This window comes from Endozoicomonas numazuensis (assembly GCF_000722635.1).
GTDB lineage: Bacteria > Pseudomonadota > Gammaproteobacteria > Pseudomonadales > Endozoicomonadaceae > Endozoicomonas_A > Endozoicomonas_A numazuensis.
This window is the reverse complement of the sequence record NZ_JOKH01000004.1, coordinates 1-24,431: the sequence shown is the minus strand read 5'-3', so window position 1 is coordinate 24,431 and position 24,431 is coordinate 1. Positions and strand designations below refer to the sequence as shown.

The window sequence follows — 24,431 nt, the reverse complement described above, 5'->3', positions numbered from 1 at the left end:
GTATGTCGCGAGCGATGAAAACCTTGCCGGTTATGGCCTGTGCTCTGGCACTGGCAGGTTGTGCCAATCCATTCGGTAAGGAGGGCTATTTCCGGGATAAGTCCGGAGATTATACCCAGGCAAGGGTGACTACGCCTTTGGAAATACCGGAGCAGATGAATACGAAGCCAATGGTGGACGCGTTGTCCATTCCGCCTATTTCATCAGACCATACGGGTCTGGAGTCCGATTTTGCTGTGCCAAGACCTGACCAGCGTCTGACTCAGAAACAGGGTGAAGCCTATATTATTGAAAGGACCGGGGATGAACAATGGTTGCTGGTGGATCGTTCCCCCAGTGAAGCCTGGCCGAAAGTATTGGCCTTCCTCGAAGAAAATGATATCCCGGTCAAATCACAGAATGTTAAACAGGGGGTTCTTGAAACCGAATGGACCGACCTCGGAAAAGATCCTGAAAAAGGTTATGTTTCTCGAGCGTTCAGCAAGTTGTTTGGTGCTGAAGTTACAGGTCCGGTTGAAGACCGTTTCCAGTTTGAGGTGCGTCAAGGGGTAACTCCTGCTTCTTCTGAGGTTCGCCTGAAGATTAAGTCCCGACCCATTTTGGAAGAAGGTCAGCCAGCCGCTGAACCTGAATGGAACAACCTGGAAGAGCGCAGCCAGAAAATGGATGACAGTATCCTGAACGAGCTGTTGCTGTTTTTGGTGCGGGATGACAGTGAAAAGTCGGTTTCCTATCTGGCTCAGGATCTGAATCTGGGCAGTCTGGCTGTTCTGGAACAAGACGGTGCCGGTAACCCGCTGTTGAGGTTGGATCAATTATCCTATGCACGCAGCTGGTCAGCCGTGGATTCAGCACTGCAGCAAGCCGGTGTTGATGTAACGGATAAGAACCGTTCTGCGGGTATCTTCTATCTGCAGGTTGACCCCAAGGGTGTGGTCAAGAAAGAAGAAGAATCCAGTGGCTGGTTCAGTGGCTGGTTTGGAAGTGATGATAAAGAAGAGGCGCCTAAAGATGTTCTGTTGATGAGAGTAACAGAGCTCAACGGTGTGGTTAGAGTGTCCGTAGAAAAGGATGCCAATACTTCGGCGCCTGCAGACATTAGCCGAAAGCTTCTGAATCTTGTGAAGGAAAACCTTAAATAGGTTTGAAGCTCACACAAAAAGCCAGTCATTATGACTGGCTTTTTATTTTGTTTGCCAGGCAACGCAAACAGTTTCTCTGGAGCGATGTATAATTTCGCTTCTTTTGATGATCCACTCAGTGCAGTCAGGCGCTATACCCCATACCGTTCGCACTGAGCCTGTCGAAGTCCATGACCAGCATCCTTCGACAAGTTCAGGATGAATAAAGTATGTATGAGCATTAATGCTTGCTGCGCTAAATAAACTGAGAACAGGATATTGGCAATGAGCTTTGCTGATAAAGTACTGGCTGTTAATAATGACCTTCCTATTCGTACAGAGCTTCCTGTGCACTCAGGCAAGGTTCGATCTGTATATTGGCTGACAGAGGTGGATAGTCGCCGCCTGATAAAAGAAAAAGGGTACAACGTAGCGGAAGATACACCTCTGGCTATTATGGTGATCTCTGACCGAATGAGTGCCTTTGATTGCATCTGGAAAGGTGAAGGTAACATGCGAGGGGTGCCCGGTAAGGGGGCAGCTCTCAATGCTATCTCAAACCACTGGTTTAAGCTGTTTAAGGATTCCGGGCTGGCTGACAGTCATATTCTGGATATTCCTCACCCATTTGTCTGGATCGTCCAAAAGGCGCGACCTGTAATGATTGAGGCCATCTGCCGTCAGTACATTACAGGCTCCATGTGGCGAGCATACAGTAAGGGAGAACGTGAATTTTGTGGCATTCAGCTGCCAGATGGCCTGGAGAAAGATCAGAAGTTACCTGAACGGTTGATCACACCATCGACAAAAGGAATTCTGAAGGGGATTCCGGGCGTGCCGGAAGTGGATGATGTGAATATTACTCGTGCTGATCTTGAGGCAAATCACGAATCATTCAATTTCCAAAAGCCTGAAGATATTGATCGTTATGAGGTCCTTCTAAAAGAGGGCTTTGATGTGATTTCTGAAGCTCTGGGCAAGCTGGATCAGATCTTTGTGGATACCAAGTTTGAGTTTGGTTATGTCACGGATGCCCATGGTCAGGACAAGCTCATTTATATGGATGAGGTGGGAACTCCGGATTCTTCCAGGATTTGGGACGGTGCTGCTTATCGGGCAGGGAAGGTGGTCGAAAATTCCAAAGAAGGCTTTCGTCAGCAGTTGCTGAATTACTTTCCTGACCCGGATGTTCTGCTCAACAAGGATCGGATGGCCGAAAGGCAGGCTCTGGCAAAAGACAATGAGTTACCTCAGTCAATTATGATGGACGTATCCAGAACGTACCTGAACATTGCTGAGCGAATTACTGGCGAGCCTATACAGCTCTCTGACAATCCCAAGGCTGAAATCGTCACCATTCTTAAAGATGAGTACGGCCTGATTGACTAGTGCAGCCAGGCTTTATACCTCATACCGTTCGCACTGAGTCTGTCGATGGACATTAGTATCCTTCGACAGGCTCAGGATGAACGGAGCTAGCTTTGACAGCACTGGGTCGTAAGCCGGAATTCGTCAGGGGTTCGGCTTTTGCTTTCGCAAATACTCCTGTTCCGAGGCGTAATGGAAGCAGGATACTCCAAAGGCTTTCTCCAGGGCTTCTCCATAGCGTGCTGCTGTTTTTATCTTGTGTGGGAACTCCTTCTGCTCCTCGTCTTGTGCGCGTGCTTCTATATGGTCCAGAGCCTGATGGCCAATGACTACGGCTTCCAGTAATTTTGGATAAGTTGAAGTGATAACTGAGCAGAGTTGGGCTTGTCTGTGTCTTTCAATACTGTATCCGATAATCAGGGCGCCTGTCACGATGGAGGCCGGTAGTGCAAAAGTAAGGGTTTTAAGTTTCATGGAACATTATGCTTTGGCAGTTGAAAAGAGTAGTGGGAGAGCATTAAGTACCCAGCCCTATGGAGTCGAATATTTCTGGCTTGTTGGGCAGGTGTCGGGCAAGGCGTAATGGCGGGAGCATAGCCAGCTATGTGACAAGAGTTGCAATGCAGGAGCCGTTGCTGAGGGTGCCTGAGCGATAAGTCAGAAAATATGATTTCATAGGGTTGGGTACTTAGTGTTGAATGGATGTTTAATGTTGCTGTAGGGACAAAAGACATAAAAAGGAACAGCAAGGTTCTGCTTTCATCATGCAGCTTAGTCCGGAAACGTCATAAAGTATCGAGCAGCTCGCTTCACTGGTCCAGAGTGAAAGGGGGAACGGGTTTGTGAACTTAATGGTTGCACAGATTTTATGCATCTGCGTTGGTCTGTTCTCAAGCTGGTAGGTGTTATCCCCTGTCTGTCATTGAAACGTGATAACATGCGGGCAGTATATAGCTGTTATGACGGAAGAGGGTGTATTGGGTGTCACTCAATACAGAGGGAGTCGCTTTGACGGGTACTGGTCGTTTAATAACGTTTGGTTATTAGCGAAGATGTGCGGTATGACGGGGGTTTGCCTCCTTTTTTTCAGTGAAACGTCCGCATAAAGCTTACGTCATCTGTTTTTTATGCACAAATGTCAAGCCCTTGACGTCAAAAAAAGACAGCTTGTCTAAGTAATTGATTTTATAAGGATGAGCTGTAACTTACTGAAAACTAAAGAAAAATAATTGATTAAAAATTGATCAATTTGTATAGGGTGCAGTAAGAATCGGTCTTTCTGAATGATTCGACAGGTTCTTCCACAAAGTTATCCACAGATTTTGTGGGTAAGATTTCAGTAATGCTTCTGAAGAAGTAATACGATCTGCCTTCAAAGCCCTTTATTACAACTTTTTATTAAAGGATGCTGTACTCCTGACGAGTCGGCTAGAGAGTCTGAGCATGAACGAATTGCCGAATATTGTTGATCTGACTGAAGAAAACGTCAGAGAAGTTTTGATTGAGCAGTCGACCCAGCGACCAGTGCTGCTGGATATCTGGGCAGAGTGGTGTGAACCCTGCAAGAGTCAGTTGCCGGTTCTGGCCAGTCTGGTAGAAAACTATCAGGGAAAGTTTTTGTTGGCCAAGCTGGATGCAGATCAGCCTTTGGGTCAGCAACTGATGGCTCAGCTGGGTGTCCGCAGTGTGCCGACTCTGGTCTTTTTCCATCAGGGGCAACCTGTGCAGGTGCTTTCTGGTCTGCAGACAGAAGCTGCTTTGAGGGAGGTTCTGGATCCTTTAACCATGAGCCCTGTCGAGCGCATCAAGCTTCAGGTCGATCAGTTAATAGAGCAGGGGCAGCATGAGCAGGCGCTGATGCTGCTTCAGCAGATTCTTCAGGAAGAGCCAGAAAATCATGCTTTGCAGGTTTTGCAGGTCAATCTTCTGCTTGAGTTGGGACGTATAGAGGATGCCAAAACGCTGATAGCTGCTCTACCGGCAGATACGGTGGGTATTGCTCAACCCAAGGCGAAGCTGGCTTTTTATGAAATGGTGGCAGAAGCGCCACAAGTCGCAGAATTGGAAGCACGTCTTCACGATGATGAAAATGACCATGAAGCTCGTTACCAGCTGGCGGTTCGTCAGGTGATAGCAGATGAGACTGAGCAGGCGCTCGAAAATCTTCTGTTGATTGTCAGAAGAGATCGAACCTTTCGTGAAGACGGAGCCAGATTGTTAATGCTGAAAGTCTTTGATCAGTTAGGGGCGGGACATCCTCTTGCCAAACGCTATCGTGGCAAGCTGTTCGGATTGATGCACTAGGAGGCTGACCGAGAATAAACAGCCCGGCCTAAAATCCAGAAAGAACGGCCATCTTTTCCACTGAATTTGCTTAAATAGGTCAACTATTCGCACAAATTCAGTGAAAAAGCTGACTCGTTCTACTGAATTTTATGCTCGGACGCTATTCTCGGTCAGTCTCCTAGGAGTTTGTCATGAAGGGGTTGGGCTTCGAAAGGCTCAGCCCTGACGGGTTTAGAGAATCCTGGTTCCCATGTTCCAGCCTGGGAACCCATATCTTATCTCAGGTTTTAAAGCCCCATTTTCCGAGAGTACGCATTCCCACGCAGAGCGTGGGAATGAGTTGTCAGGTGTTATGCGCGATACCGTTCGCACTGAGCCTGTCGAAGTGCATTACCAGAATCCTTCGATAAGCTCAGTATGAACCTGTTCAGGCCTCTGCAGAAACGTCTGACAGACCACCCAGAGCTTCAACCAGATCGTTAATCAGTTTTCTCAGGGAAAGACTCATGACGGCAAAGTCAGCATCAAACTGCTCGGCTGCAGTTTCCGCTTCTACTTCGTCCAGTTGATCCTGAATCATCTCGGTAAATTTCAGCTTTCGAACAATAAGGTCGTCGCTGAGAACAAATGTCTGTGCTTCATCCCATTGCAGGGCCAGTTTGCTTACCTGCATTCCGCCTTCCAGATGGGCCTGAATTTCTTCAGTGATTAATTCCTGCTTGCGCACATTAATCTGTCCACCTTCATCTCCAGGTTCCCTCAGGTCGCACTCATCGCCCAGAAGAAAAGGCGCAGGTACTGTCGGGTTCTCTGAAAGCCATTGAGTCATGGGGGCAGAAGGCAGATTCTTTAGCGGTGGGTTAATAATGGGCAGGCTGCCCAGGCATTCTCGAAGGCAGCTGGTCAGTTCCTCGGCTTTTTTGAAGGAAGAAGCGTCTACGACCAGCCAGCCTTCTTTGGTATCGAGATAAGCCAGCGTTTTCTGATGCTTGGTAAAGGCTCTGGGCAAGAGTTCCATCAAGATGTCATCTTTGAGCGCTTTCTTCTCTTTGCTGAACACTTCCCTTTGTTCTTCTTGCTCTATTGTTTCAACTTTCTCTTCCAGAGCATCCTTTATAACACTGGCCGGAAGGATCTTTTCTTCTTTCTTTGCACAGATCATAACGAAGTCGCCACTGGCGTGGGTTAGCATGTCACCGTGCCGGCCCAGGGGAGGGACCCATCCAAAGGAGCTGATATCCTGGCTGCCGCAGCCACTAAAGCGTTTTTCAGTCAGCTTTTCTTCCAGCTCTTTACTGGTCCACTCAAAGGGTTTGGTAAATCGATAAAAAATCAGGTTCTTAAACCACATGATTGAGTCCATGCAAAATTGAGTGAGTGCATTATACGCATCAGGCTCTGGCTGAGTGAGAGAAAGTGTCAGTTACTTAAAGAAGATTTCGATGTTGTTGGCTTATTTAAATAGCTAATAAAGAATGTGATGTTCTATCGAGTAAAGAAGCCACTAAACAAAATGCGTTTTTATAGCGCTATGTTGCGGATACTTATAAAAAAAGTGTCTAAAGGCGGTTGCGTGAGGTTCGGTTCGCTGCTTATAATGCGCCGCGTTGTTGAGAGACACACGGCCAAAACCGAAAGGGTGATTAGCTCAGCTGGGAGAGCATCTGCCTTACAAGCAGAGGGTCGGCGGTTCGATCCCGTCATCACCCACCACTTTGAAGTTTAAGACAAAAAGCGGTAGGTTATTTGAGCTGTTTAGCGGACCGGTAGTTCAGTTGGTTAGAATGCCGGCCTGTCACGCCGGAGGTCGCGGGTTCGAGTCCCGTCCGGTCCGCCATCTTGATTCAAGATGCAGCAGTGGATGATTTCTTTTTTTGTCCCTTCTCTCGACCAGGGCTTGAACGACATCTGTCTTCAGGTATAGTTCAGTCCCGACTCGCCAGTCAAGAGTCGTTAATAAATTTGGGTGATTAGCTCAGCTGGGAGAGCATCTGCCTTACAAGCAGAGGGTCGGCGGTTCGATCCCGTCATCACCCACCAAATTCGATGTAAGAAGGTTTTCGATAAGGAAGTCTTCGCATCAAAAGATACGCGGACCGGTAGTTCAGTTGGTTAGAATGCCGGCCTGTCACGCCGGAGGTCGCGGGTTCGAGTCCCGTCCGGTCCGCCATATATAAAAACGATTATCTTTAAGATAGTCGTTTTTTTTTATTTACAGGGATGAGATGCATTTTTGAAATGCACGACTCGGATAGTGTAAGAGTTTGAGGGTGTCGTATATTCGGGGCCTGGTATAAACTCCAGCTTGCTGGATCAGGCTGATTTCATAACTTATCTGGAAAGGTTGAGTGACGGGCGAAAAAAAAGCTGGGCAATACCAGCTTTTTAAATCTGGGCTGTGGATCAGAAGCGACGTCCGCCTTCACGATTTCCACCAAAGCCACGACGACCACCGCCATTGTTGTTGCGTGGGCGCTNGCATCAAAAGATACGCGGACCGGTAGTTCAGTTGGTTAGAATGCCGGCCTGTCACGCCGGAGGTCGCGGGTTCGAGTCCCGTCCGGTCCGCCATTAAGTTAAGGTTATTGCACGACAGGCGCAGTAATCGAACCATCTTGATTGGGTATAGCTTGGCTGTATCGCAAGGTGAGCATTGGGTGATTAGCTCAGCTGGGAGAGCATCTGCCTTACAAGCAGAGGGTCGGCGGTTCGATCCCGTCATCACCCACCAAATTCGATGTAAGAAGGTTTTCGATAAGGAAGTCTTCGCATCAAAAGATACGCGGACCGGTAGTTCAGTTGGTTAGAATGCCGGCCTGTCACGCCGGAGGTCGCGGGTTCGAGTCCCGTCCGGTCCGCCATCTTGATTCAAGATGCAGCAGTGGATGATTTCTTTTTTTGTCCCTTCTCTCGACCAGGGCTTGAACGACATCTGTCTTCAGGTATAGTTCAGTCCCGACTCGCCAGTCAAGAGTCGTTAATAAATTTGGGTGATTAGCTCAGCTGGGAGAGCATCTGCCTTACAAGCAGAGGGTCGGCGGTTCGATCCCGTCATCACCCACCAAATTCGATGTAAGAAGGTTTTCGATAAGGAAGTCTTCGCATCAAAAGATACGCGGACCGGTAGTTCAGTTGGTTAGAATGCCGGCCTGTCACGCCGGAGGTCGCGGGTTCGAGTCCCGTCCGGTCCGCCATATATAAAAACGATTATCTTTAAGATAGTCGTTTTTTTTTATTTACAGGGATGAGATGCATTTTTGAAATGCACGACTCGGATAGTGTAAGAGTTTGAGGGTGTCGTATATTCGGGGCCTGGTATAAACTCCAGCTTGCTGGATCAGGCTGATTTCATAACTTATCTGGAAAGGTTGAGTGACGGGCGAAAAAAAAGCTGGGCAATACCAGCTTTTTAAATCTGGGCTGTGGATCAGAAGCGACGTCCGCCTTCACGATTTCCACCAAAGCCACGACGACCACCGCCATTGTTGTTGCGTGGGCGCTCGGTTGCGATGCTGACGCGGATGCTGCGACCAGCTACATCCTGTCCATCCAGAGCCAGAGCCGCTTCGGCAGCATCGTTGGAACTGAAGGTTACGAAAGCAAAGCCGCGTGAACGACCGGTTTCACGATCGAGAATAATTTTGCATTCCTCGATTTCGCCGAAGGCACCAAAAGCCTCTTCCAGATCTTGTTCCGTCGCGGCGAAGGCCAAGTTACCAACGAACAATTTGTTTGCCATTTTTTCTCTATCTCCGGGGACGCTGTAGCTGCTTGTCTGCTACCTTTCAAAGCATTTAGCGTCGCACAAGACACTGTCTTTTTGGGTATCAGGTAAGAGTACAATGTTTAAGTGAGATTCCATTGTAGCACGTAGATCAGTGGAATGAAGGCTTGCTATATGTATTCTTTATTACTGCTATCGTTTATATCACTGACTTGTTGCGTTATTTACAGCTAATCAAACTTATAAACCAGAAGAATAAATAAGATTATGTGTTTTTCAGATGTAATTAGTAATAAAGTACCAATTGAAAGAATAAATACCTCCCTTATACGTAGTTCCACTATTAATCTCGATATTCTCCGTTTAGATAAAGTTCATCCGCTTATTAGTGGAAACAAATGGTTCAAACTTAAATACTTTCTAATTAACGCGCGTTCCAAAGGTATCAAAACTCTTCTGAGTTTTGGCGGAGCCTGGTCTAATCATCTTCATGCTCTTGCGGCGGCAGGCTATCATCTGGGTTTTCAGACTGTAGGTATTGTTCGGGGTGAAAAACCTGCCAATTCTTCCGCCATGTTAAAAGATGCAGAGCGCTGGGGAATGAAGCTGATTTATGTCAGTCGTTCTGATTATCGCAAGCGATATGAGGCTGAGTATCATCAAGCTTTGTTGAAAGCGTTATCAATCGCATCTGATCAGGTGGTTATTGTTCCGGAAGGTGGGTCGGGCGAACTGGGAGTCAGAGGTTGTGAAGACATCCTTCTTGCAGGTTCGGTTCAGGCTGCAGAATACGATGAAATCTGGTTAGCCTGTGGTACTGGGGCGACCATGGCCGGAGTGGTGCGCAGTGTCGACAGTGTCGTTCATGTACGTGGTTTTCCTGTGTTGAAAGGTGGGGGCTTTCTGAAAGCAGATATTCAGCAATACCTAAAGCCAACAGAGACTCGATGGAGCCTGGAACTCAATCATCACTGTGGTGGGTATGGGAAGATGACGCCTGAACTGATGCAGTTTATTTTAACCTTTGAGCAGGAAACAGGGATTCCTCTGGATCCGGTTTATACAGGCAAGCTACTGCTTGCCCTGAAACATAAAGCCGAGTCTGGCGAGCTTTTAATCAACCAAAGGCTGTTACTCATTCATACAGGGGGCCTTCAGGGGCGCCGTGGTTTTAGTGAGTGGGCTACTTAAACTGTTCAAGCAAAGAGCCTGCTGTATCGGCCAGTCCTGAAGGAAGAACGGACTTCAACAGTCCGGCAGCTTCGCTACTTCTGCCATCTTTAAAATAATTAATTAATACCGATGAGAAGCTTGAAATCATATCATTATCCAGCCCTAATGTTTTGAACTGTTGGCTAAGCGTGTCAAAACTGCCTAATAGACTGGCAGAGTCCAGTAATGATGAGGAGTTCTTTGTGTGTTCCGCTTCAGGAGCCGCCTTTAATAGTTCAGGTGTTTCCGGCAGAGCTTCCTTAATTACACTAAAGTCGTCTTTTGATAATTTTGAACGGGCCAATCCTAATAATGCACCTGCGCCCCCTTCAGCCTGAAATTGACTGACTTTTAATTGACTGGTAAGCGTGTCTATCAACCCCATGGCCTGATTGGCAGGTGATTGAAAAATAAGAACAGTGACAAAAAACAGAAACAACAGAGCATTGTTACAGTTAATGAAGAAGCCCGTCTGTTTCATAATGCGAATACCTCATTAGCAAAGCAATCACTGAAGTATTAATCAATACTGAGAAACAGTAGACACAAATTGTTCTATTAAAGGTAGCTGCTTATATTTCTGCGGCCATTAAGGCCTTGGCTTCCCAGTCATCGGGAACTACAAAAAAACGACAGTTTTCTTTAATCTCTCCATCCTGTTCATGGCATCGAATCACCAATTGAGGGCGTGCGCTCTTGTACAGTTGTGACTGCATACGCTGGATGAGTGTCTCTTTGGATAAGTGAATGGAAGGATCAGGTAAACCTCTGTATGAAGAGAGCCAAAGGGATTTAGGCATGGGCAGGTAGCAAGCCTCATTGGCCTCACGATCCAGCCAGGCTGATAGCTGATTAATGGGCAGCCAGTGCCCGCACAGGTGATCAGCGGCAGAATCTTCAGGGATTGGGCAGATACCGGTAATGGGATAGAACAGGTACCCCTGAAAGAGAATTTCTGTGGTGACTTCAGTAATATCAAGAGCATTGAGGGCGACCTGGCCCGCCAGCGTCTCGGAGAGCGTGATCTGATGCGTCAACATATGGTTGAGCTTTCTGTCCATCCGATCTCTGAGTCCGGGGCCAATCCAGTGGTTCCAAGGGCTGGCGGATCGGGTGCTGGAAGGCAGGCCCAGATAGAACTTAACGGCCAGCTCTCGATGAATAAAAACCTGCTTTCGCAATGACTTCAGAATCAGGTCATATTCGCCCAGTGTCTTGTGGTTGTTTTGAACCTGAAGATTGCAGGCGATCAGCTGATGTTCTTTGGAATGCCTGAGAATATACTGCCAGAGTGATTCATAATAAATACCCAGCAGGTGACTGCGCCGTTGATGCAGAATATCCACTAGCTCTGAATAGCCAGAGCCTGTAATCTGGTAGTGGTGTACCGGGTGGGTTGCCGGGCAGATGAATCTCGAATCACAATTTGGGTTGATGATTGAGGGGCTACTGAGTAACCAGTCTATGTCCCGGGCAATCTGCTGATGAGAAAGACGATTCATTTTTTGGAGTTCATAGTGATTGGCCAATGAGTGTGAATGACTACTATGTGAATGACTACTACTAAATGATGGCTCATCTATGTTGACCTCTGGGCACTCAGCAGATTACAGATAAGAGTAACAGATTCATATCGGTGTGTTTAATTCGCTCATCAGATGACCGTCTTTCATTTATGGGAGGCGTGATGTTGTGAGGGCAGGGTAAATTCACCAACGACAAGTGATTTAGACCGATGGAAGAATTCAAGCGGGTAGGAGTGACAGGCCGTCAGGGTAAAGCTCATATTGATGGGACCCTGAAGCGTCTGACCAATTTTCTGCAATCGCAGGGTGTAGCTGTATCACTGGATGAGCAATTGTCGGATCTTTTACCGGATCATGGTTTGCAAGTCAGTAGCCGGGCTATGATGGGCAAAACCTGTGATCTGGTAGTGGTGGTCGGCGGTGACGGCAGCTTGCTGGGGGCAGGCAGGGAACTGTCTGTTTATGATGTACCGGTGGTGGGGGTCAACCGTGGCCGACTGGGCTTTTTGACCGATGTTTCTCCCGATGAGCTGGAAGACAGTATTGGTGAAATACTCAAGGGCCAATACCGGATGGAAAGCCGCTTTCTGCTGGAAGCCAAGGTTGAGCGCAAAGGTAAAACCATTGGCTGTGGTAATGCTCTCAATGATGTCGTTCTTCATCCGGGCATTTCCACCAAGATCATAGAGTTTGAACTGTTTATTGAAGATCAGTTTGTCTATCGTCAGCGCTCTGATGGTCTGATTATGGCCACACCTACCGGCTCAACAGCCTATGCCCTGTCGGGTGGGGGGCCTATCATGCATCCCAAGCTGGATGCTATCGTGCTGGTGCCCATGTATCCCCATATGCTGACGAACCGCCCTCTGGTGGTGGACGGCAACAGCCAGTTGAAGCTGGTGATTTATGAAGGTAATGAAATTCATCCTCGCATCAGCTTTGACGGACAGGTTGATATCGAGCTGGCACCTGATGATGTCATTCTGATTCGTAAGAAAAAGCAGCAACTGAAACTGCTTCACCCTTTAAATCACAATTTTTACGAAGCCTGCCGATCCAAATTAAGATGGTATCCCAATGAGGATGCACAGTGATCTTGTCTACACTAACCGGTTTGAACATAACAAGAGTTGACTATGTATAGGGCGCTGGAGCTTCCTGCACACAAGGATTTGAGTGCATTGTCCTACTTTCTTTACCGGCAGGGCGTGCCGCACAGAATCACAGAGGAATCTGGGAAGCAAGTACTATGGACGCAGAATGAGCAGCAGGGCGAGGCTGTAGAGCAGTTCTATCAGGACTGGTTGTCAGGAGAGCTGGAGCTGGAAGTGGCTCCTCCCCGTAAAGGGCCTGAAGTCGGCAGCTTTTTCAAAAGCATTCCCTGGAAGCGCTTTCCTTTTACTTTCCTGATTCTGGCAGTTTGTCTGGTGGTGGCTGTCCTGACTCATCTGGGTGAGAATATTCAGGCTATTTCCTGTTTCACCTTCGTCGATTTCAAGGTGTCCAATGGCTACCTTTATTTTGCCAGTTTGGGGTATACGCTTGACAGTCATGAGTACTGGCGCCTGATAACCCCGATCTTTATCCACTTCGGGATTTTACACCTGGTCTTCAATGCTTTGATGTTTTACGTACTGGGTGGTCGAATTGAAATGCATCAGGGCGGGATCCATCTGTTAGGTCTGGTGATGCTGACCGGAGTCCTTTCAAACTTTGCCCAGTATGCCATGTCAGATGGTTCGGTACTGTTTGGAGGGCTATCTGGAGTGGTCTACGGGCTCATGGGATACAGTATGGTTCGTGAACGTCTGGACAAAAGTTTCTACATGGGGCTGCCACCGGCCATCTATGGTTTTATGATTGTGTGGCTGGTGATTGGCTATACCGACATTCTCGGGTCGGTACTGGGGCAAATGGCCAATGCCGCTCACCTTGGTGGGCTTGTCTCCGGGGTTGTTTTAGGTGGGCTGGCCGCCTTGATGTTCAAGTCCAGAATCAAGATTTAAGCGTGATGGCTCATCTGCTCTGTACAATCTGTCCATCGTCAGAAAGCTAACGTTTTGGTACTGCTTTCAGGTGTTTCAATGTGATCCCCCTGATTTCCCAAACGTTTCTGTAGCTCAGCCAGACCAGAGTTCAGTTATTTGAATTGTCTGTTCAGTCTGGCGATCATGATTGGTATCTCAATCGCCTATTTTGAGCATGATGGCATCGGGTGCTTGTTCTCTCGTGAGTCATTTTCCAGCTTGGCTGCCATATTTTTCTTGAAAGCTTTTTGAGCCTTGTTGAAATCATACATCGTTCGCATCAACTCAGCGGTGGAAGGCAATTGAGTGCGGTATTGAGGGGTCAGCAGTTGATGGGTGAGCTACTTTTCAGGGTCCGGGATGATGGCCTCTAATTCCCCCGGCCTGGCTCTCAGGCCAAACCGGTGGGCTGCGATTACTGCTCTTTCATGATGATGCATGAGCTTTCCAACCTGATCCTCTGGCGCTGTCTGAAAGATGAGTCTTATCAGAACATATCGAATATTGTTTTCAGTTTTGTACAGAATTTATTCGTTCTGATAATCATTTCTCAAATGCAAAGGTCAGGTTGTGATGGCTCACTGACTTTATGGCGCCTGGCTCATGAACTCCAGATGTCTGCTGTGAACATCCAGGTGGGTTTTCCTGATGATCGTTTCCAGATCTTTGTCCGACATAAACTGTTCAGAGAACCCCGGCATGACCGGATCCAGGTGCAGTTTTGCACAAGCCTTGAACTGTCTTACAAGATCCCTCGGGTTCTCATCGCCCATGGCCACACGAATGGTCGTCAGGAAAATACCGGCCTCTTTCTGCGCCGTTTCGTCCATTTCCGAATGGGAGGTCAAAGCCGGACAGAGTACTAAAGTATTGCTCTGGCCGAGACTGACCATATGGCCAAAAGCTGGCTCCAGGGCGTCAAAGAAACGGATAAAGGCTTCCCTTGGAATATGAGCCTTTTCCATATCAATACTGAACAGTGGGCTGGGCAGACCAAGATAAAGTTGCTCTTCTCGTAGGTCTGAGTTGGGGTGACTGCTCAGTGCGTGGCTGTTGACCTGAATCTGCTCATGGGCATCAAGATAGTGGCTGAATACCAGAGTATTGATGCATTTGGAGAGCATGCGGCTTTCCAGGGTTTTCAGACCATTAATAATGTCCAGGGATTTATCGGCATCCAGAAAAGCTCCTTTGATGTAATAAACATCCCAGAACAGGGTTTCATCCCAGCGCACGCCCTCATGTTCGGTGTTTTTGGGCAGGAACATACGACGACTTTCTCCAATAATGCCGCCCGCAGTGGCACTGCCAGAACCGGAAATATCTTTGGTGTAGCTATGAATGACCCAGTTCGGTCGCTTGCTTTTGTCTTTGTTGCGAAGAGGGCGGTGAAGAAAGGGAGTGGCCAGGGTTGAGTCCAGTGCAACCCGATACCCTTTCTCATGACTCATCTGACAGATACTGGCTACATCAATCACATTACCGTGGGGATTGCAGGGGGACTCCAGGTAAACCAGAATCTTCTTGCCCTCCTTGAGAGCCTTAGGGTATTTCTTTTCAACCTGTTTGAGTTTTGTTTTGAAGGCTTCGCCGGAGAACCCGTCAAACCATTCGAGCTTGACTGCCATGCGGTCAGGGCGGGCATAAAAATCCTGCATCAGCTGAAAGGTACCGCCATAAACATTACGTGAACTCAGCAAAATATCACCATGCCTGAGCTGGTTCGCCAGCAGGGCGTCAATGGCCGCCATGCCGCTGTTAAAATTCCAGGTCATGTACTCAGCCGCATTTTCACCGGCTTCCAGAGCCGTCAGAGTATTAGCCAGAGAAATAGACGTGGGGTTGAGCAAGCGGCTGTAAATGGGGTGAGTGCTTTCCTTACCCTGAAAAGCGTCTTCTACCCATTCTGTACAGGCATAGAGATAGGTGGCTGTTTTGACCACCGCAGGAGTGGCTGAGAAGAGGGCGCCAACATTGGCAAATAACGGATAATCGCCTTTAACGGCACGGCTGCTGACATCCATTTTCAGGGCATGATAATCCTGCTTCATACTGGGTTGCAGCATATCAATGAGCTTGGCCAGCTGGAAACAGAGAAACTTTTTGGCATTGAAATGGCTGATCTTGTCAGATTGCGGCAGTGTTGCTATAGCTTGGCAGAGACTTTCAAACTGGCTGATATCGGAGCCTGCCTGATAAAGGCTGCTGGCAGCACTGAGTAAAGATTGACCAAATGGGGTGTCAGGCTGAATACCAAAATGCTGAAGCTGCTCAGAGGCGAGAGTGTCGGCATTCTGAGCCTGAGTAGAGTTTCGAACGGGAGACAGACGCTGCATAACAGGAATCTGGTTATCCATGAACGGATCCTTTTTATTAAGATCTTTCATTAAGAGAGTGCTTGGGCTTTGTGATACAGAGCTGGTGGCACTTCCCGCTTAAGGCTTGTTTTTATTGGGAATGACAGCGAACATCCCGTTAAGGTGATGCCGACTGCATTATTTACCGCTACAGGCATTATTTACCGCTACAGGCATTTTTTTACGTTATGGGCATTCTTCGCTTGTGGCGATTTGATAGTATTATCCTTTTCTATTTATCAGACCATGTAATGGGTGAAAAGCCAATACTCCTGAGCATGGCACACTGAAAGGTTGATTGAATGCAACTCAAAGACTTTCTGGAACAAATGACTCCGGAAATCTATCAAAACATGAAACAGTCCCTTGAACTCAGCCGCTGGCCTAATGGCGACAAGCTGGATGAAGAGCACCGGGAAGCTATTCTGGACGCTCTGATTGCCTGGGAACATGAGCATCTGCCGGAAGAAGAGCGCATTGGCTACATGCCTGTGGGCTGCAAGAGTGCGCCGAAGCAGGATGAGTCTGAAACCACCATTCTGCGCTTTAAGCAGCCTTGAGCTAATAAAAGACTGAGGTATAGAACTTGACTCAAAGTCTGACTGGCGCACTGCGCAAAATGGAGTCCGTGCTGGTAAAGGATCAGCCGGTAGAGTATCAGCTGCCTGTAGGCGATACTCTGCTTCCCTTGAATGAACTGATGGGGAAAAAGCTGACTCTGGAATATCAGGGTGAGATCAACTGCTGCCATTGCGGCCGCAAGACGAAGAAAAGTTTCAGTCAGGGTTTCTGTTATCCCTGCTTCAAAAAATTGCCTCAGTGCGACAGCTGTATCATGAGTCCGGAAAAGTGTCATTATCATGAAGGCACTTGTCGGGACGCTGCCTGGGGTGAAAAATTCTGTATGACCGATCACGTGGTCTATCTGGCCAACTCATCGGGCTTGAAAGTCGGCATTACCCGTGCAACTCAGGTTCCTACCCGGTGGGTGGATCAGGGGGCAACCCAGGCATTGCCTTTTGTCCGGGTTTCTACACGACTGCAGTCTGGTTTGATCGAAACCCTGTTCAAGGAGTTTGTCAGCGATCGAACCAACTGGCGAGCCATGCTGAAAGGAACTGCAGATCCTCTGGATTTGAAAACCCAGGCCAGTGATCTGCTGGATATGAATCGTTCAAGAATGGAAGCCCTGCAGGAACAGTTTGGTCTGCAGGCAATAGCCCCGGTGGTTGATCCGGAAATCGTTGATATTCGTTATCCGGTAGAGCAATATCCTGTCAAAGTGACTTCAATGTCCTTTGACAAAAAGCCGGTTATTGAAGGTGTGCTGATGGGGATCAAAGGGCAGTATCTGATCCTCGATACCGGTGTGATCAATATTCGCAAGCATACCTCGTATCAGGTTAACGTATCCGTTACTGCCTGATCAGTGAAAAGGGGAGCATAGGGGCTCCCTTTAAATCTTGAGCCAAAAGCTCTAACACTAAACAGCCATGGCCGTGCCAATGGGCGTCAGACTCCAATAAAAACAACAAGGGCATGGCCATGGTAAAGGAAGGTTGAACATGAAAGACGCGCAACCCAGAGCCATTTACCTGAAAGATTATCAGGCTCCTGACTATTGGATAGACACCACCGATCTGACTTTTGATCTGTTTGAAGATCATGCTCTGGTCACCTCGGTACTCGGAGTGCGTCGCAATGAAGATCATGGGGAAGACACCCCTGAGCTGACTCTGGTCGGCATCGATCTGGAGTTGGTCAGTGTCTGTGTTGACGACACTGAACTGACCCCTGCACAGTATATTCAGGGCTCAGAAAGCCTCACTGTGCCGGTGGCCAGTCAGGCATTTTCCCTGACGGTTGTGACCCGTATTCGTCCTCAGGAAAACACTTCGCTGGAAGGGTTGTATAAATCCAACGGCATGTTCTGCACTCAGTGCGAGGCAGAAGGATTCCGTAAGATTACGTACTATCTGGATCGCCCGGATGTCATGTCAAAATTCACCACCAAGGTGATTGCTGACAAGGGACGCTACCCGGTTCTGCTGTCCAATGGTAATGACATTGCCCGTGGTGAGTTTGATGGTGGACGACACTGGGTGACCTGGGAAGATCCCTTCAAAAAGCCCAGCTATCTGTTTGCGTTGGTCGGAGGGGATCTGGAAGTCGTGGAAGACACCTTTACCACCATGAGTGGCAAAGAAGTGGCGCTGCGTATTTTCACTGAGTCCCACAACATCGACAAATGTGACCATGCCATGGTGTCCCTGAAAAAGTCTATGAAATGGGACGAAGAGGTTTATGGCCGAGAGTACGATCTGGATATTTTCATGATCGTAGCGGTCGATCATTTCAATATGGGGGCAATGGAAAACAAGGGGCTGAATATCTTCAATTCCTCCTGTGTACTGGCCAGCCCGGACACAGCGACTGACGCCAGCTATCAGCGTGTAGAAGCCATTGTTGCCCATGAATACTTCCATAACTGGTCTGGCAACAGGGTCACCTGCCGTGACTGGTTCCAGTTGAGCCTGAAAGAGGGTTTTACTGTATTCCGTGATGCCGAGTTTTCTGCAGATATGAACTCTCGGGGCGTCAAGAGAATCGAAGATGCCACGGTGATGAAAACCGCGCAGTTTGCGGAAGACGCTGGTCCCATGGCTCACCCTATTCGTCCGCAGTCTTTTATCGAGATTTCTAATTTTTACACCCTGACCGTTTACGAAAAGGGGTGTGAAGTCGTCCGGATGATTCAGACCATTGTTGGTAAAGATAATTTCCGCAAGGGGTCAGACCTGTACTTTGACCGCCATGATGGCGAAGCGGCTACCTGTGAAGACTTTGTCAAAGCCATGGAAGATGCGTCCGGTGTAGACCTGAGCCAGTTCCGTAACTGGTATAACCAGGCAGGGACACCGGTGATTACGGTTACCGATCATTTTAACCCGTCTTCAAGGCAGTATTCCCTGACCATTGGCCAGAGTTGCCCAGCCACACCCGGACAGGACAGCAAGCTACCTTTCCATATTCCTGTTGCAATTGCACTGTTGGACCAGAAGGGGCAGGCACTGCCCCTGAACGAAGTTGGAGAAACTGAACAGGTTTTGCAGGTGACCGCTGCCAATGAAACCTGGACCTTCGACGGGTTGACTGAAAAACCATTGCCTTCGATTCTCAGAAACTTCTCGGCACCGGTTCGTGTTAACTATGACTACCGTCGTGAAGACCTTGTGTTCCTGATGAAATACGACAGCGACGGCTACAACCGCTGGGATGCAGGACAGCGTCTGGCAACAGAAGTGATACAAGACCTGGTTAAGGGATTGCTCAAAGGGGAAGAAGCCGAGATTGACTCAAAGCTCATCGAAGCCTTTGGGGTGGTTCTGGCGGATGAACAGTTAGACAAAGCTGTGAAAACAGAGATGTTAAGACTGCCTACGGAAGCAAGTCTGGCAGAGCAGGCCGAAGAAATACACCCGCTGCAAATCTGTGAAGCCAGAAGCCGTGTTCGCAAGGCCATTGCGGTGGCTCATAAAAATCAGATTCAGGCGCTTTATCAAACACTGGAGCAAAAAGGTGATTACAGTCCAGAAGCGACTGAAATTGCTGAGCGAACCCTGAGAAACACCTGTCTGGGCTATCTATCTGAACTGGAAGACGACAGTCAGCAACAACTGGCAGTAGATCAGTACAGAAGCGCCGGCAACATGACCGATCTTCGTGCTGCGATGAGTGCGGTGATCAATTCCAGTTATCAGAGTCAGGAAACAATTGACGCCCTGTTGAATGATTTTTTGGATCGCTATAAAAATGACTCAGTGGTCATGGACAGTTGGTTCATGATGCAAAGTGCCAGCCCGTCGTTGGGCACCCTGGAACATGTGAAGTCACTGTTGGAACACGCATCTTTTGACAGCACCAGTCCAAATAAGTTGAGAGCCTTATTGGGTGGTTTTGCCAGTGGGAATATGAAACAGTTTCATTCAGGCTCTGGCGAAGGTTATGAGTTCCTGGCGGACTGGATCATTACTCTGGATAAACAGAACCCGCAAACCGCTTCTCGTCTGATGACACCGCTGACACGTTGGAAGAAATACGAGCCCGTGTGTCGCGAACACATGAGAAAAGCACTGGAGCGGATCAAGGCTGTACCCGATCTATCCACCGACATTTATGAAGTAGTCACCAAGAGCCTGTAATGCCTGCCTCTCTCTACCCTGTTTCCGAAATGGAAACAGGGTAGAATCTAGTGCGTACTAATACCTACCTTTTCCGATCGGATACTGGCACAATGTCGCTCAATCATAAAACTGAACCCGTTTCAGAACAGCAGGATGCACATTGAACTCAGGGACAAACGCTCGGGATTTCTTCTACCGTCGAAGTCTATGGGCGGTAGCGTGTCTTCTCACAATTCATCAGAAGCTCTTCATTCAGTTTGTACGAAAGTTACGTACATTGAGTTCGTATAAGTAGATTTTGACTTAGTTATCTAACTGATTGATTTTAAATAAAAATATTAGGATTAAGAGAGTGTTGGAATATTAAGCGGAAAATATACAAATCATGAAATGCGACAGGTTGAATAATGATCAGAAAAAGGTCGGATTTGGTCTACAGGCCTTGGTAATTAAGAGGTCTGGAGAAAGTCGTGTTTCCCTCAGATAGTATGTTATGCGACATTGAGTCGTATATGTAAGCTGTTAAGGCACAAAAGGAGTTCAGATGTCGCTTCTAAGAGAAATACAAAATTCAGCTATTGATTCGAATCAAGATCTAGCTGGACTCTTAAGAAAATGTAAAGTATTAGCAGCAAGACTAGGGAGTACTGACTTTAAGGAGTGGGTTGAGAATGAGCTAAGCGGTTACAAGACAGCTGAAGACTTTCCAGACTATAGAATTTTCTCAGTACATTCTAAGGGGCACTTTTCGGGAGCTTTCGGTTCAGGACTAAAAAATGCTGATATCCCAATGAGTTGTATCCCTGAGGAGTTTAGAGAGACTTTTTCTACTTCCTATTTATCGGAGCCAGTAGCATCAATTGAAATGCTCGTTGCGAATAATGATAGTGGTACACTCCAAGAGCCATGGAATCCTGATTTCGTTGCTTTAGTAGGAAGGAATATTTATCAAAATATGAACTGCATGCAAGCCTGGAAAGTAATTCCGATTAACGGCCTGGTTGCAGCCTTGGATGAGATTAGAAATAGGATTTTAAATTTCGTGTTAGAAATTGAAGCTGAAGACCCATCAGCAGGTGAAGCTGAACCAAATTCAACACCTGTAGCACCAGAAAAAGTTCAGCAAATCTTTAATACATATATCTCTGGTGATGTGCAAAATGTTGCTACAGGAAGTCATAGCTTCGAGTAACATGCAACAAAATCCGACCCAAACGCTGAACTTTTCAATCAGCTATTAGACGCATTAAAGGACATACAGGATAAACAAATATCTGAAGAGGCTTCGGCAAGTATTGAAGAAATGCGTTCTACGCAAGGTACAGATAGCTTTAAAAATCATTATCAAAACTTTATGTCTTTACTATCAAATCACATCACAGTTCTTGGTCCGGTAATAGCTCCATTTCTTCCGGCTTTGGCTGCAATTGTGCCTTAACAAAGCCATCCAGCCGACCGCCTACGGCGTCGGCTGATGGCGGCGTTACACGTATTAAGAGAGATATGAGTAAACTTCAAGTTAAGATCGTTTCTGTTGGATATTTGCCAGCAGATTTTCACAGAGAAAAAATTGAGAAGATGACTTCAAGACTGTTTGAAGTTGTCGGAGCAATAGAAAGCTACTCTCTAAACTCAGACACAGATTTGGAAGACTGGGGTTATAGTGATGCTTTACTATCAAGTGAGGTTCCAAAAAAGAATGGCGAAGATATTCTTATAGTTCTCACATCAGTTCCCTTGGAAGATAATTATTACACTCGCAGAGTATCAAACAACACGATTATATTTACATTTCATGAGGTTGCTGACTATCTTCGGTATGAAAACATCCCATTAGAAAATGTTGTTAAAAGGCTAATTTATGGATACAGCCTTGTATATTTGAGAAATGGTAATCGAATTCCAAAAACTGAAGAGTTCACTAACTTCACACATGATGAGACTCGTGGCTGCCTTTATGATATGAATGGCCTCAAAGAGGATATTGTTCATTCATGCCATTCCCCACAAATTTGCGACGACTGCACACAACGATTATTGAAAGAGAAAGTTTCATCCAACACTATCAAAAATGCCAAAGCAGAAATAAAGTCAATCCAAAAACAAAAGTATTATCAAATCCTTGGGTGGATAAAAAATTATCCTGTATGGTCAATACTACTTTCTTCTGCATGGGCTGTATTTTTGGGTGTTATTGCTTCTCTTATAACCAACAAACTGAGTTAAAATACGTGTAACAAGTAAATCCAGGTGACGCCTACGGCGCACCTGATTTAGGCGTTATACGGCTCGAAATAACATTTGAACTAAATCTAAATAGGCAAGTCTAACAATTTACATTTATTTAAATTATGAGGTTAACCATGCTAAAAAAGAAATTTTCTATACTCTTTTTATTCTTATCTACATCGATTGCTTCAGCAGATTCAGCGATGATTCTGAAAATAAATAGTATAAAAGCTAAAAATCAATTCAAACCATCAATTAGAAGTGAGCTATCTAAATGTTTGAGCGGAAAATGTGCGAAGCTAATCCCAGATTCCCTTAAGAGCGAATTGTATTCAAATCAATACATAGAAAGCCCTGAAGATAGTTTCTTCTCTGTTAGTTATATTTTCAATAAAGCTATACCAGGTAATCAATTGAATGGTTCTGTAGGAACGGAATCTCTGAAAAATACTTTAGATAGTTTTCATTCGTCACTCCGTTGCGACGCACTTTTTGGAGTAGAGGAAAATAGTTACATACCTATCTCGGGAAAAAAATATGATCGTTTCGACAGCTCATTTGAAAAAGAGTTTCAAGAGTATAGACAAGGAAGAGGTCTATTTTTTATTCTTATTCAGCCAAATTCAAAAACCAAAGGAAAGAAGAATATCTTTCATTGTACTATTTTAGAATTACAACAAGTTGAGTTATAACTCAACACTGTCATTACCGCCGTATAACAAAAATTTCCAAGGGACGCCTTCGGCGCCCCTGAAATTGGCGTTAGGCGCTAAAACTCTAAACGACAGAAAGATGCTTTAATTGTGTTCTTTTTTGTCTATCAGAAAGATATAGGTCAAGGTGAGATATATTGGAGTCTAATGAATGCTTAAAACTAGATATGTTTAACTCCATATTATCTCTTAACCCCCCAAGAGGTCCCAAGTTATGCATGCCTATTTTTTTTGTATAAAATTCTTCTGTTCCAAAATCATCAACCAAAGTAACTTTAGGTATACAATGATTTTCAGCAATATCAATTGCACACTTGATTAAATATGACCCAAAACCTTTTCTCTGATTATCTCTGGAAATAGATAAATATTTAATATCTAGAACTTTTTTGTCATCACGTCCTTCAATTTTACACGAAATAAAGCCAACCAAGGTACATGTTGTTATGTTTTTCAATTCAATTGTAAATTTTCTTCGGTTAATAAATCTTGCTAAAGATGATTTAAGATCTGACTTCATTTGCCCTCTATCATCTGCGTTTGTTTTATGTCCTTGAGATTTAGCGAAATAGAGAAAGTAAGATTCTTCTGATAAATCTTCTACTAGAACAACCGAATGTCCATTAAAGCGTGCTTTATTCAATAAAGTATCTGATAAATATATTGGTTCACGCGGTATAGCTCTATAAGTATCATTTAATGGATTCATATACTCTTATCTTAACCTTTTCCTTGAGATTAAACATATTGACCTCGCATAAAAAAAATAGTTCCCTAAAACGAGAATGCGCCTAACAAGTAAATCCAGGTGACGCCTACGGCGCACCTGATTTAGGCGTTAGGGCTCAGTACCTCACAAAAAAAGGCCACCGAAAGGTAGCCTAATTTGATTGAATGAGTGTTAAGAATTAATCCTCAAACCAGTCTCTAGCTAGGGTGGTTAAACCGCTGAAATCCTTAACCTGCAATTCTCGTACAATTGGTTGGTGAAAGTAACTGAAGCAAGCAGCAACACATTGCCCCCAATTTTCATGATTACCTTCTTCTTCAATGTAGCCCTCAAAACCATGAGATGGCATACATTCCTTCGTATTAACTATTAGAGCATTGAGTAGCGGTAATTCATTATATATACAAAAATCACCAAGCGCTCCGGCATAATGCCCGACCATGTTATGCCCAAGGCCACAAGCATTTTCAATTTCATTATATGGCACTAGACGTTTAGCTCTCGCAGCAAGGATCATATACCGCAGTAAGCAGGCGAAGATATCAGGGCGGATTTTCACAGACATACGGTTCTCCATATAGAAAATTAAGTATGGCTTCGAATCTGAAAAGGCCGAAATATCAGCATCTTTTCGTTGACTCTTTAGTCCAGTATGTGAGTTATGCTTACGTCAAAATGAACAAGTAAGCCCATTATGCTTCTCATGGAAGCCAGCTAAGCGTAGACCCCATATTTAAGTCCTGCAAAAAATAGTAGGTTATGTGCAAGTGTCCCGCCCTAACAAAAAAATCCAGGGGACTGCGCCTGCGGCGCAGCCCCTGATTTTGGCGTTAAGTGGCAGTGTGCATAGAATAGGGACATATAAGGGACACCCAGTGCGCCGAGATAAATCGGCAAGAAATTGAAGGTGAAAGCCCTTCATCCGGTAAGGTCTAGCAAACCGCCGGAACCCCG

The 24,431-nt window shown here is 46.2% G+C and carries 20 protein-coding genes and 9 tRNA genes; 21 read left to right on the top strand and 8 right to left on the bottom strand.

Going from position 1 to position 24,431, the window contains the following annotated elements:
• Positions 1–2 precede the first annotated feature (2 nt).
• Together bamC and GZ78_RS16860 are read left to right on the top strand one after the other, a co-directional pair.
• Positions 3–1,142, top strand: a complete 1,140-nt coding sequence (gene bamC / locus GZ78_RS16865) for an outer membrane protein assembly factor BamC (protein WP_081869911.1) — start codon at positions 3–5, stop codon at positions 1,140–1,142.
• Positions 1,143–1,406: 264 nt separating this feature from the next.
• Entirely contained in the window at positions 1,407–2,510 is a 1,104-nt protein-coding gene (locus GZ78_RS16860; RefSeq protein WP_034838667.1) for a phosphoribosylaminoimidazolesuccinocarboxamide synthase, read from the top strand.
• Positions 2,511–2,633: 123 nt separating this feature from the next.
• Here the strand turns inward: GZ78_RS16860 and GZ78_RS16855 are convergent, their stop codons facing one another.
• On the bottom strand, positions 2,634–2,963 hold the full coding sequence (locus tag GZ78_RS16855) for a hypothetical protein (protein WP_152558795.1): 330 nt from the start codon (positions 2,961–2,963) through the stop codon (positions 2,634–2,636).
• A gap of 969 nt (positions 2,964–3,932) precedes the next feature.
• Here GZ78_RS16855 and GZ78_RS16850 point away from each other — a divergent pair.
• Entirely contained in the window at positions 3,933–4,793 is an 861-nt protein-coding gene (locus tag GZ78_RS16850) for a tetratricopeptide repeat protein (protein WP_034838662.1), read from the top strand.
• 409 nt (positions 4,794–5,202) lie between these two features.
• Here GZ78_RS16850 and rdgC read toward each other — a convergent pair whose 3' ends face one another.
• Positions 5,203–6,126 (bottom strand): recombination-associated protein RdgC, encoded by a 924-nt coding sequence (rdgC, locus tag GZ78_RS16845; RefSeq protein ID WP_034839482.1) that lies wholly within the window; start codon positions 6,124–6,126, stop codon positions 5,203–5,205.
• 286 nt (positions 6,127–6,412) lie between these two features.
• Between rdgC and GZ78_RS16840 the strand changes: the two genes are divergently transcribed.
• The 9 genes from GZ78_RS16840 (at position 6,413) to GZ78_RS16800 (ending at position 7,969) form a co-directional block, all read left to right on the top strand.
• Positions 6,413–6,488, top strand: a tRNA-Val gene (locus GZ78_RS16840).
• A gap of 47 nt (positions 6,489–6,535) precedes the next feature.
• A tRNA-Asp gene (locus GZ78_RS16835) sits at positions 6,536–6,612 on the top strand.
• Between the two features lie 127 nt (positions 6,613–6,739).
• Positions 6,740–6,815 (top strand) — tRNA-Val (locus GZ78_RS16830).
• Between the two features lie 53 nt (positions 6,816–6,868).
• A tRNA-Asp gene (locus tag GZ78_RS16825) sits at positions 6,869–6,945 on the top strand.
• 324 nt (positions 6,946–7,269) lie between these two features.
• A tRNA-Asp gene (locus tag GZ78_RS16820) sits at positions 7,270–7,346 on the top strand.
• 84 nt (positions 7,347–7,430) lie between these two features.
• Positions 7,431–7,506: transfer RNA gene (locus GZ78_RS16815), tRNA-Val, on the top strand.
• 53 nt (positions 7,507–7,559) lie between these two features.
• A tRNA-Asp gene (locus GZ78_RS16810) sits at positions 7,560–7,636 on the top strand.
• 127 nt (positions 7,637–7,763) lie between these two features.
• A tRNA-Val gene (locus GZ78_RS16805) sits at positions 7,764–7,839 on the top strand.
• Positions 7,840–7,892: 53 nt separating this feature from the next.
• Positions 7,893–7,969, top strand: a tRNA-Asp gene (locus GZ78_RS16800).
• Between the two features lie 233 nt (positions 7,970–8,202).
• Here the strand turns inward: GZ78_RS16800 and GZ78_RS16795 are convergent.
• Positions 8,203–8,514, bottom strand: a complete 312-nt coding sequence (locus GZ78_RS16795) for an RNA recognition motif domain-containing protein (protein ID WP_034838659.1) — start codon at positions 8,512–8,514, stop codon at positions 8,203–8,205.
• Between the two features lie 252 nt (positions 8,515–8,766).
• Here GZ78_RS16795 and GZ78_RS16790 point away from each other — a divergent pair, with 252 nt between their 5' ends.
• Positions 8,767–9,690 carry a 1-aminocyclopropane-1-carboxylate deaminase/D-cysteine desulfhydrase gene (locus GZ78_RS16790; RefSeq protein WP_034838656.1) on the top strand — a complete coding sequence of 308 codons (924 nt, stop codon included), beginning with the start codon at positions 8,767–8,769 and terminating at the stop codon, positions 9,688–9,690.
• Here the strand turns inward: GZ78_RS16790 and GZ78_RS16785 are convergent.
• Positions 9,683–10,192, bottom strand: a complete 510-nt coding sequence (locus tag GZ78_RS16785) for a DUF2780 domain-containing protein (protein WP_051786285.1) — start codon at positions 10,190–10,192, stop codon at positions 9,683–9,685. The two genes, GZ78_RS16790 and GZ78_RS16785, sit on opposite strands and share 8 nt — an antisense overlap.
• Before the next feature lie 91 nt (positions 10,193–10,283).
• A complete protein-coding gene (locus GZ78_RS16780; protein WP_081869910.1) occupies positions 10,284–11,213 on the bottom strand; it encodes a DUF1853 family protein in 930 nt (309 codons plus the stop codon).
• Between the two features lie 233 nt (positions 11,214–11,446).
• Here GZ78_RS16780 and GZ78_RS16775 point away from each other — a divergent pair, with 233 nt between their 5' ends.
• Together GZ78_RS16775 and GZ78_RS16770 are read left to right on the top strand one after the other, a co-directional pair.
• On the top strand, positions 11,447–12,331 hold the full coding sequence (locus tag GZ78_RS16775; RefSeq protein ID WP_034838651.1) for an NAD(+) kinase: 885 nt from the start codon (positions 11,447–11,449) through the stop codon (positions 12,329–12,331).
• Positions 12,332–12,373: 42 nt separating this feature from the next.
• On the top strand, positions 12,374–13,243 hold the full coding sequence (locus GZ78_RS16770) for a rhomboid family intramembrane serine protease (protein ID WP_034838648.1): 870 nt from the start codon (positions 12,374–12,376) through the stop codon (positions 13,241–13,243).
• Positions 13,244–13,851: 608 nt separating this feature from the next.
• Here the strand turns inward: GZ78_RS16770 and GZ78_RS16765 are convergent.
• Positions 13,852–15,621 (bottom strand): trans-sulfuration enzyme family protein, encoded by a 1,770-nt coding sequence (locus GZ78_RS16765; protein WP_034839478.1) that lies wholly within the window; start codon positions 15,619–15,621, stop codon positions 13,852–13,854.
• Positions 15,622–15,923: 302 nt separating this feature from the next.
• Here GZ78_RS16765 and GZ78_RS16760 point away from each other — a divergent pair, with 302 nt between their 5' ends.
• The 6 genes from GZ78_RS16760 (at position 15,924) to GZ78_RS16735 (ending at position 22,726) form a co-directional block, all read left to right on the top strand.
• Positions 15,924–16,181, top strand: coding sequence for a DUF1315 family protein (locus GZ78_RS16760; protein WP_034838646.1), 258 nt, complete (start codon positions 15,924–15,926; stop codon positions 16,179–16,181).
• Between the two features lie 26 nt (positions 16,182–16,207).
• Positions 16,208–17,047 (top strand): DUF2797 domain-containing protein, encoded by an 840-nt coding sequence (locus tag GZ78_RS16755; protein WP_407919790.1) that lies wholly within the window; start codon positions 16,208–16,210, stop codon positions 17,045–17,047.
• A 139-nt stretch (positions 17,048–17,186) separates the two neighbouring features.
• Positions 17,187–19,823 carry an aminopeptidase N gene (gene pepN, locus GZ78_RS16750; protein WP_034838641.1) on the top strand — a complete coding sequence of 879 codons (2,637 nt, stop codon included), beginning with the start codon at positions 17,187–17,189 and terminating at the stop codon, positions 19,821–19,823.
• Positions 19,824–20,349: 526 nt separating this feature from the next.
• Positions 20,350–20,997 carry an AbiTii domain-containing protein gene (locus tag GZ78_RS16745; RefSeq protein WP_201772743.1) on the top strand — a complete coding sequence of 216 codons (648 nt, stop codon included), beginning with the start codon at positions 20,350–20,352 and terminating at the stop codon, positions 20,995–20,997.
• Between the two features lie 311 nt (positions 20,998–21,308).
• Positions 21,309–22,031, top strand: coding sequence for a hypothetical protein (locus tag GZ78_RS16740; protein ID WP_034838638.1), 723 nt, complete (start codon positions 21,309–21,311; stop codon positions 22,029–22,031).
• Between the two features lie 137 nt (positions 22,032–22,168).
• Entirely contained in the window at positions 22,169–22,726 is a 558-nt protein-coding gene (locus GZ78_RS16735; protein ID WP_034838635.1) for a hypothetical protein, read from the top strand.
• An 85-nt stretch (positions 22,727–22,811) separates the two neighbouring features.
• Here the strand turns inward: GZ78_RS16735 and GZ78_RS16730 are convergent, their stop codons facing one another.
• The gene (locus GZ78_RS16730; protein ID WP_034838633.1) at positions 22,812–23,456 is read right to left on the bottom strand and encodes a GNAT family N-acetyltransferase; all 645 of its coding nucleotides are present in this window, start codon (positions 23,454–23,456) and stop codon (positions 22,812–22,814) included.
• A gap of 199 nt (positions 23,457–23,655) precedes the next feature.
• Positions 23,656–24,042 carry a hypothetical protein gene (locus GZ78_RS16725; protein ID WP_152558794.1) on the bottom strand — a complete coding sequence of 129 codons (387 nt, stop codon included), beginning with the start codon at positions 24,040–24,042 and terminating at the stop codon, positions 23,656–23,658.
• Positions 24,043–24,431 lie beyond the last annotated feature (389 nt).